This is a genomic window from Kitasatospora aureofaciens (genome assembly GCF_019192735.1).
Taxonomy (GTDB): Bacteria; Actinomycetota; Actinomycetes; order Streptomycetales; family Streptomycetaceae; genus Kitasatospora; species Kitasatospora aureofaciens_A.
Genome location: NZ_JAHTKP010000118.1, coordinates 1 through 8697, shown reverse-complemented (window position 1 = coordinate 8697; position 8697 = coordinate 1). Strand labels below are relative to the sequence as shown.

At 73.0% G+C, this 8697-nt stretch carries 8 protein-coding genes; 7 read left to right on the top strand and 1 reads right to left on the bottom strand.

The annotated features are described in order from the left end of the window. From KV557_RS40910 to obgE, 7 genes are all read left to right on the top strand, one after another. The coding region (locus KV557_RS40910) for a hypothetical protein (protein ID WP_374106732.1) at positions 1–357 on the top strand (357 nt) is incomplete at its 5' end. Further along, the gene (locus tag KV557_RS40905; protein ID WP_218207155.1) at positions 333–761 is read left to right on the top strand and encodes a PIN domain nuclease; all 429 of its coding nucleotides are present in this window, start codon (positions 333–335) and stop codon (positions 759–761) included. The genes KV557_RS40910 and KV557_RS40905, both read left to right, overlap by 25 nt. A gap of 168 nt (positions 762–929) precedes the next feature. Continuing rightward, positions 930–1730 (top strand): TIGR03936 family radical SAM-associated protein, encoded by an 801-nt coding sequence (locus tag KV557_RS40900; RefSeq protein ID WP_218207154.1) that lies wholly within the window; start codon positions 930–932, stop codon positions 1728–1730. A 398-nt stretch (positions 1731–2128) separates the two neighbouring features. After that, entirely contained in the window at positions 2129–5629 is a 3501-nt protein-coding gene (locus tag KV557_RS40895; protein ID WP_218207153.1) for an Rne/Rng family ribonuclease, read from the top strand. 232 nt (positions 5630–5861) lie between these two features. Beyond that, positions 5862–6179 (top strand): 50S ribosomal protein L21, encoded by a 318-nt coding sequence (gene rplU, locus KV557_RS40890; protein WP_030233759.1) that lies wholly within the window; start codon positions 5862–5864, stop codon positions 6177–6179. Positions 6180–6193: 14 nt separating this feature from the next. Then, positions 6194–6451 (top strand): 50S ribosomal protein L27, encoded by a 258-nt coding sequence (rpmA, locus tag KV557_RS40885; RefSeq protein WP_030058248.1) that lies wholly within the window; start codon positions 6194–6196, stop codon positions 6449–6451. Between the two features lie 121 nt (positions 6452–6572). Next, a complete protein-coding gene (obgE, locus tag KV557_RS40880) occupies positions 6573–8048 on the top strand; it encodes a GTPase ObgE (protein WP_218207152.1) in 1476 nt (491 codons plus the stop codon). Positions 8049–8150: 102 nt separating this feature from the next. On the opposite strand, the gene KV557_RS40875 is transcribed toward obgE, so the two are convergent. After that, a partial coding sequence (locus KV557_RS40875; protein WP_218207151.1) for a hypothetical protein occupies positions 8151–8697 on the bottom strand: 547 nt, incomplete at its 5' end.

The window sequence follows — 8697 nt, the reverse complement described above, 5'->3', positions numbered from 1 at the left end:
CGTCACCGCCTCGTGGATCAGCCAGCGGGAGAAGCGGGTGGCCGCGTCGCCGTGCTCGGCCGAGCGCAGGAACTCGGCCGGGGTGAGCAGCTGGCCCTTCGCCGAGCGCCAGCGGGCCTGCGCCTCGTGGCGCTGGCCCTGGCTGCCGAAGTGCTCGGGACAACGACGAAGAAGGACACCGTCAACGCTGCGCTCGCCGAGATAGGGGCGCGGCGCCGCAGGGAGCTCGCACTGCAGGAACTGCTGCGGCTCGCTGAGGACGGCGCGTTCGACAAGTTGCTGGAGCCGGGATTCAAGGACGAGGTCCGGCGCGGAAGGCAGGGTGGGGCTGAATGGGAGATCGGGAAGGCTTCCTGATCGACACCTCGGCGGCGGCGCGTCTGATCACGAAACCGGCGGCGCTGGCGGCCTGGGGTGAGGCCCTGGCGGCGGGAAAGATCGGCATTTGTGCTCCGACCGAGGGTGAGTTGCTCTACTCGGCTCGGTCGGTCGCTGAAATGCGGGCCATGCGGGCGCAGTTCGAGCGGTTGTACACGTGGTGGGTCGTGCCGGACGACGTCTGGCGTCAGATTCCGGCTCTGCAGCTTCGGCTCGCTGAAACGGGGAGCCACCGGTCTGCGGGCGTGGTCGATCTTGTGGTCGCCGTCACTGCGATGCATCACGGGCTCACCGTGCTGCACTATGACCGGGACTTCGAGACCATCGCCAAGCACACCGACCTCAAGGCAAGGTGGCTGGCCGAGCCGGGGTCGCTCGACTGAGGGCGGCTCTGACCAGGGGCGGAGCGACGGGGGTTGCGGGGCGCGTACCCTTTGAGGTGACAGAGTTCGGATAGTGGCGGGAATCCGCCGGGCCGGACGGAACAACTGACTAAGGACTGAGCGACCCTGGCACGCCGTACGCCCGACGGTCCGCCGCCCGCGCCGACGGTGCAGCGGATCCGTCTCCGCTACACCAAGCGCGGCCGGCTCCGCTTCACCAGCCACCGCGACTTCCAGCGCGCTTTCGAGCGCGCCCTGCGCCGGTCCGCCGTGCCGATGGCCTATTCGGCCGGCTTCACCCCGCACCCCAAGGTGTCCTACGCCAACGCCGCTCCTACCGGGGTGGCGAGCGAGGCGGAGTACCTGGAGATCGGACTCGCCGTGCCCCGCGACCCCGCGGAGCTGCGGGCGCAACTGGACGAGTCGCTGCCGGCCGGCCTGGACGTGATCGACGCGGTCGAGGTCCGGACGCCCAACTTCGTGGAGCGCCTGGAGGCCTCCGAGTGGCAGGTCCGGCTGGACGGTGTCGCGCCGGAGGAAGCGGCCCGTGCGGTCGCGGTGTTCCTCGCCGAGGAGCGGGTCGAGGTCGAGCGCCTGACCAAGAACGGCGTGCGGGTCTTCGACGCGCGCGGTGCGGTGGCGGCGCTCGAACTTCTCCCGCCGCAGGTCGACGGTGGTACGGACATGGCAGCCGGAACGGACCTCGATGTTCGGACCGGCCGTCCCTGTGCGATACTGCGCCTGGTAGTACGACACGCCACACCCGCCGTACGACCCGACGACGTATTGTCCGGTCTCCGTGCGACGGCCGACCTGGCGCCGCCGGTCCCCGCAGAGGTGACCAGGCTGGCGCAGGGGCCGCTCGACGAGGAGGCCGGCACGGTGACCGACCCGCTGGCGCTCGACCGCGCCGCGGCCCCGGCCGGTTCCGATCCGGCCGCTGAGCCGCGCGCTACCGCGTCCGCCTAGCGGGCGGAGGCCGGGTCCAGTGACTCACTGGACCCGACGGTCCTCCAGGGTTCCCGCGGCTCCCCAGGGGAGCGAGCGTCGTCGCAGCACAGGCCGGCCTCTTGCGGCCCGCCGACCCGGATGGTCGGTGGGCCCGAGGACCCCGTCCGGGAGCCACCCGGGGTTGGGGGACGGCGCAGCTTGGGAAAACCACAGAAGACTGGTCAGACCAGAAGACTTTCGACACCCCGCCGAGCGTGGGGCGCCGAGCGAGACTACGAGCCCCTGTGCGGCCTCGCGTCCGCGCGGCGGCACCGTGAAAGGGTCCGGCCCGAGCATCGTCAGCGATGCCGGCCGGCCGCCGGTGCCGTGCCGTGCCCGGATGTGGAGCCCGGGGGCCTGACGGGAGATCCACCCGCATGCTCGATAACACCGATCCGCAGCAGTCTGCGACGGAACAGAACGACACCGCGGCAGCCGGTGGCGAGGGCGCTTCCGCCCCGCCGCGTCGCCGTCGCCGTGCCGTGTCCCGCCCGGCGGGTACCCCGCAGGGCGCGGCGGTCGAGGCCGCCGAGACGGTCATCCCGGCCGAGGCGCCGGGCGCCCCGGCTCCCGCCGAGGAGGTGCCGGCCGCCGAGCCGGTGGCCGAGAAGCCGGTCCGGGCCCGCCGGACCCGCAAGCGTGCCGAGGCCCCCGCCGGGGCGCCGGAGGCGACCCCGATCGTGGTCACCGCGCCGGACGCCGCCGAGGCCCCGGTCGTCGAGGCCGCGGCCGAGGAGGCCGCGGTGGCCGAGAAGCCGGTCCGCGCCCGCCGCACCCGCAAGCGCGCCGAGGCCCCCGCCGGGGCGCCGGCCGCCGTCGAGACCCCGGCCGCCGAGCCGGTGGCCGAGAAGGCTGAGAAGGCCATCGAGCCCGCCGCCGAGGAGGCGCCCGCCGCGCCGGCCCGCCGGGCCCGCCGCCGTCGCGTGGTCGAGGCCGCGCCGGTCGTCGAGGCTCCGGTCGAGGAGCCGGTGGCCGAGGAGCCCGCCGCCGAGGAGGAGGCCGAGGCCGCTGCGCCCGCGCCGGTCGTCGAGCCCGCCCCCGCGCCGGTCGCCGAGGCCGAGCCGACGCACCGGGTGCGCCGCCGCGCGGTCCGCCCGTCCACCGCGATCTTCCAGGCTCCGGTCTTCCAGGAGCCGGCCCCGTACGTCGCCCCGCCCGCGGCGCAGCAGCCCGCTGCCGCGCCGGCCCCGGTCGAGACCCCGGCCGCCGAGCGCGAGGAAGAGGAGTTCGAGTACAGCGGCGTCGGCCGCCGCCGCCGCGTCCGCACCTCCGTGCGGGTGCAGCCGCCGGCCCGCGCGAAGGCCGCCGCGAAGCCTGCTGAGAAGGCCGTCGAGAAGGCCGCCGCGAAGGCTGTTGAGAAGGCCGTCGAGAAGGCTGCCGAGGAGCCCGCCGTCGAGGCCCCCGCCGCCGGTCCGGAGACCGAGGGCGAGTGGGAGGAGGACGGCCGTCCGTCGCGCCGCCGCCGCCGGGGTGGCCGTCGCCGCCGCCGTGGCGAGGCCGAGGACTTCGAGGCCGAGACCCACGAGGTCGAGCAGCCCGCCGAGGAGGCCGCCGCCGAGGAGGAGGCCGAGGAGGAGGAAGACGAGCTGGCCGCCGGCCTGTCCTCGTCCCGCCGCCGTCGTCGCCGTCGCCGCCGCAGCGGTGAGACCGGTGCCGTCGAGGCCGCCGAGACCACCGAGGACGGCGTCCGCACGGTCGTGAAGGTGCGCGAGCCGCGCCGCCGCTCCACCGAGCCGTCCTTCGACCCGGACGAGGTGCAGTCCATCAAGGGCTCGACCCGTCTGGAGGCGAAGAAGCAGCGCCGCCGCGAGGGGCGCGAGCTGGGCCGCCGCCGGGTGCCGATCATCACCGAGGCCGAGTTCCTGGCCCGTCGCGAGTCGGTCGAGCGCGTCATGGTGGTGCGCCAGAACGGCCAGCGCACCCAGATCGGCGTCCTTGAGGACGGCGTGCTGGTCGAGCACTACGTCAACAAGGAGCAGGCCACCTCGTACGTCGGCAACGTGTACCTGGGCAAGGTCCAGAACGTGCTGCCGTCGATGGAGGCCGCCTTCGTCGACATCGGCAAGGGCCGCAACGCGGTGCTGTACGCCGGTGAGGTCAACTTCGGCGCGCTGGGCGGCCACGGCGGCCCGCGCCGGATCGAGTCGGTGCTGAAGTCCGGCCAGTCCGTGCTGGTGCAGGTCTCCAAGGACCCGATCGGCCACAAGGGCGCCCGCCTGACCAGCCAGATCTCGCTGCCCGGCCGCTACCTGGTCTACGTGCCCGAGGGCTCGATGACCGGCATCTCGCGCAAGCTCCCCGAGAACGAGCGCGCCCGGCTGAAGCAGATCCTCAAGAAGATCGTCCCGGACGACGCGGGCGTCATCGTGCGCACCGCCGCCGAGGGCGCCTCCGAGGAGGAGCTGACCCGCGACGTCCAGCGCCTCCAGCAGCAGTGGGAGGACATCCAGAAGAAGGCCGCGACCGGCAACGCGCCCGCGCTGCTGTACGGCGAGCCGGACATGACCGTCCGGGTCGTCCGCGACATCTTCAACGAGGACTTCACCAAGGTCATCGTCTCCGGCGACGAGGCGTGGAACACCATCCACGAGTACGTCTCCAACGTGGCCCCGGACCTCGCCGAGCGGCTCCAGCGGTGGACCTCCGAGGTGGACGTGTTCGCCACCTACCGGATCGACGAGCAGCTGATGAAGGCGCTGGACCGCAAGGTCTGGCTGCCCAGCGGCGGTTCGCTGGTGATCGACCGCACCGAGGCGATGGTCGTCATCGACGTCAACACCGGGAAGTTCGTCGGCCAGGGCGGCAACCTGGAGGAGACGGTCACCCGGAACAACATCGAGGCGGCCGAGGAGATCGTGCGCCAGCTGCGGCTGCGCGACCTCGGCGGCATCATCGTGATCGACTTCATCGACATGGTGCTGGAGTCCAACCGGGACCTGGTGCTGCGCCGCCTGCTGGAGTGCCTGGGCCGGGACCGGACCAAGCACCAGGTGGCCGAGGTCACCTCGCTGGGCCTGGTCCAGATGACCCGCAAGCGGGTCGGCCAGGGCCTGCTGGAGTCCTTCTCCGAGGCGTGCGTGCACTGCAACGGCCGCGGCGTGATCGTGCACATGGAGCAGCCGAGCGCCCACGTCCACGCCCCGGCGGCCGCCGCCGTCGAGGCGGGCGCGGGTGGCGGCAAGCGCCGCCGCCGGGGCAAGGGCGGCGTGGTCCACGAGGAGCCGCAGGTCGTCGAGGCCGCGGTGGCCGAGGTCGTCGAGGCTGTTCCGGCCGAGCCGGTGCGCGAGGAGATCGAGGGCCAGCTGGCCCTGGAGGTCCCGGGTGCCGAGGCGCCGGTCGCCGAGGAGGCCCCGGCCGCGCAGCCGAGCCCGGTCGAGATCCCGGCCGCCCCCGCGGCGCCGGCCGGCCGTACCCGCCGCCGTGCGGTGCGCAAGGCGACGGCTCCGGCGGGTGCGCCGGGCGAGGCCGAGATCGTGGTGCTGCAGGCGCGGGCCGACGCGGCGCTGGAGGCGGCCCTGGAGGCCGCCGCCCCGGCCGCCGAGGCCGCGGTGACCGAGGAGGCTGCCGAGACCGCCGAGGCTCCGGCCGAGCCGGTCGTGGAGGCCGTCGCGGAGGCGGTGGCTGTCGAGGCCCCGGCCGAGGAGCCTGCCGCCGAGGAGCCCGCCGCCGAGGAGCCCGCCGCCGAGGAGCCTGCTGCCGAGGAGGCGCCGGCGCCGAAGAAGCGGGCCGCCCGCAAGACCGCCGCGAAGAAGACCGCCGCCAAGAAGACGACGACGACGGCGGCCAAGAAGACCACCGCCCGCAAGACCGCGACCAAGCGGACGAGCGCGGCGGCCAAGAAGGCCGCGGCCGCCGAAGGTGATACGGCGGCCGAGTAGTGCCCACCGCCCGGGGCGGGACCCCTCCCGCCCCGGGCCGTACGGGCCGGTTTGCCCCCCGGGCGGCCGGTCCGTATTCTTGACCTTCGGCGTGTGTGTCTACGCCGCGCTCCCGAGCACATCACCTTCCCGAGTCGCCGCGTCCGCGCGGAGAGCCGGGAAGAGGCCCCTGTGTCCGTACCCAGGCGGCTGGCGTCGGGAGTTCCGACCGAGCAAGGAAAGCAGGTACCGCATGTACGCGATCGTTCGCGCAGGCGGCCGCCAGCACAAGGTCGCCGTGGGCGACGTGCTGGAGATCGACCGCATCGAGGCCAAGCCGGGTGACTCGGTCGAGCTCTCGACCATCCTCGTCGTCGACGGTGACGCCGTCACCTCCGACCCGTGGGTCCTCGCCGGCGTGAAGGCTCACGCCGAGGTGGTCGACCAGACCAAGGGTGACAAGATCGTCATCCTGCGTTACAAGAACAAGACGGGCTACCGTCGCCGTCAGGGTCACCGTCAGAAGCACACCGCGGTGCGCATCACCAGCATCGACTCGGTCAGCAAGTAAGGGGATAGCCAAAAATGGCACACAAGAAGGGCGCAAGCTCTACCCGCAACGGCCGTGACTCGAACGCCCAGCGCCTCGGCGTGAAGCGCTTCGGTGGCCAGGTCGTCTCCGCCGGCGAGATCCTCGTCCGCCAGCGCGGCACCCACTTCCACCCGGGTGCGGGCGTCGGTCGCGGTGGCGACGACACCCTGTTCGCGCTGACCGCCGGTGCCGTGCAGTTCGGCAACCGCCGCGGCCGCAAGGTCGTCAACATCGTGGCCGTCGAGGCCTGAGTCCCCGCGGACTCACGAGTCGCACCTGACTCACAATGAAGGGTGGGCCGGAATGTTCCGGTCCACCCTTCTTGCTTTACCGCAGGTAGCAAGCAGACTTTCGCGTACTGGAGGCATACCCATGACCACCTTCGTGGACCGCGTCGAACTTCACGTCGCCGCGGGTAACGGGGGCCACGGCTGCGCCTCCGTGCACCGGGAGAAGTTCAAGCCGCTCGGCGGCCCGGACGGCGGCAACGGCGGTGAGGGCGGCAGCGTCATCCTCACCGTGGACGCCCAGATCACCACGCTGCTCGAATACCACCACTCGCCCAAGCGCAAGGCCACCAACGGCAAGCCCGGCGCGGGCGGCAACCGCACCGGCGCCGACGGCGAGGACCTCGTCCTGCTGGTGCCGGACGGCACCGTGGTGCTCGACCGCGCGGGCAACGTGCTGGCCGACCTGGTCGGGCACGGCACCAGCTTCGTCGCCGCCCAGGGCGGCCGCGGCGGCCTCGGCAACGCCGCGCTCGCCTCGGCCCGCCGCAAGGCGCCCGGCTTCGCGCTGCTCGGCGAGCCCGGCGAGGCCCGCGACATCGTCATGGAGCTCAAGTCCGTCGCCGACGTCGCCCTGGTGGGCTACCCGAGCGCCGGCAAGTCCTCGCTGATCTCGGTGCTCTCCGCCGCCAAGCCGAAGATCGCGGACTACCCGTTCACCACCCTGATCCCCAACCTCGGCGTGGTCACCGCCGGCGACACCGTCTACACCATCGCCGACGTGCCCGGCCTGATCCCGGGCGCCAGCCAGGGCCGGGGCCTGGGCCTGGAGTTCCTGCGGCACGTCGAGCGCTGCTCGGTGCTGGTGCACGTGCTGGACTGCGCCACGCTGGAGCCCGGCCGCGACCCGCTGACCGACCTGGAGACCATCGAGGCCGAGCTGTCCGAGTACGGCGGCCTGGACGACCGCCCGCGCCTGGTCGCGCTCAACAAGGTGGACGTCCCGGACGGCCAGGACATCGCCGACCTCACCCGCGCCTCGCTGGAGGAGCGCGGCTTCCAGGTGTTCGAGGTGTCCGCCGCCTCCCGCAAGGGGCTGCGCGAGCTGAGCTTCGCGATGGCGAAGATCGTCGCCGAGGCGCGCGCCGCCAAGCCGGTCGAGGAGTCGACCCGGATCGTGCTGCGGCCCAAGGCCGTCGACGACGAGGGCTTCACCATCACCGAGGAGGACGGCGCCTACCGCATCCGCGGCATCAAGCCGGAGCGCTGGGTCCGCCAGACCGACTTCTCCAACGACGAGGCCGTCGGCTACCTTGCTGACCGGCTGGCCCGCCTGGGCGTCGAGGACAAGCTGTGGAAGGTCGGGGCGCACGAGGGCGACACCGTCATCATCGGCCCGGACGAGAACGCCGTCGTCTTCGACTGGGAGCCGACCATGGCCGCCGGCGCCGAGATGCTCGGCCGCCGCGGTGAGGACCACCGCCTCGAGAGCCCGCGCCCGGCGGTAGACCGCCGCCGCGAGAAGCAGAAGGGCCGGGACGCGGCCGAGGCCGAGTTCCTCGCCTTCGAGGCGCTGTCCAGTGGCCGGCAGGCCGAGATCGAGGACGACGAGGACAACTGAGCCACGGGCGACGCGAACGGCCCCGCCACCCTTTCGAGGGCGGCGGGGCCGTTCGCGCGTGCTACGCCGTGCGCTGCGTCGTGTGCTGCGCCCGGCGGAACGTCACTTCGTCCAGGCAGCCTGGACCTTGGTGATGTCCGTCGAGTCGCCGTAGCCGATCATGACCGGGGTGGAGCCGGCCGGGAAGCTGACGATGTCGCAGCCCTTGAACGCGACACCCTTGGTGGCGCCCGAGAAGCTCGGGGTGGTGCACTTGGCGATCGGGGTCGACCCGACCGGGTTGGCGAACGAGCCGGTGTTGCCGTTGGCGTCGTAGACCTTGAGCTTGGAATCCGGGGCGCTGAAGGTGAGCTTGGTGTCCCCGAGGTTCGTCATGGTCCAGCTGACGTAGAACAGCGCGCGGCCGTCCAGGCCGGCGGTGTTGGCCTTGGCGTCCTGGAAGTCCTTGAGCGAGCCCGGCGCGACCGCGGAGACGGTGAACTGCAGCTTGGCGGCGATGTTCGAGGTCTTGTCGTTGAAGTCGACGGCGGCCGGCTGGCCGAACTTCACCGAGGTGCCGGCCTGCGGCAGGCCCGCGCCGCCGCCGGCCGCGCCGGCACCGCCCGCAGCGGCACCACCGGTGGCGGCACCGCCCGCAGCGGCGCCGGTG

Excerpts from the sequence above, each read along its gene's own strand:
- KV557_RS40905 (WP_218207155.1), top strand. The coding sequence starts at position 333 with ATGGGAGATCGGGAAGGCTTCCTGATCGACACCTCGGCGGCGGCGCGT.
- KV557_RS40895 (WP_218207153.1), top strand. The coding sequence starts at position 2,129 with ATGCTCGATAACACCGATCCGCAGCAGTCTGCGACGGAACAGAACGAC.
- rplU (WP_030233759.1), top strand. The coding sequence starts at position 5,862 with ATGTACGCGATCGTTCGCGCAGGCGGCCGCCAGCACAAGGTCGCCGTG.
- rpmA (WP_030058248.1), top strand. The coding sequence starts at position 6,194 with ATGGCACACAAGAAGGGCGCAAGCTCTACCCGCAACGGCCGTGACTCG.
- obgE (WP_218207152.1), top strand. The coding sequence starts at position 6,573 with ATGACCACCTTCGTGGACCGCGTCGAACTTCACGTCGCCGCGGGTAAC.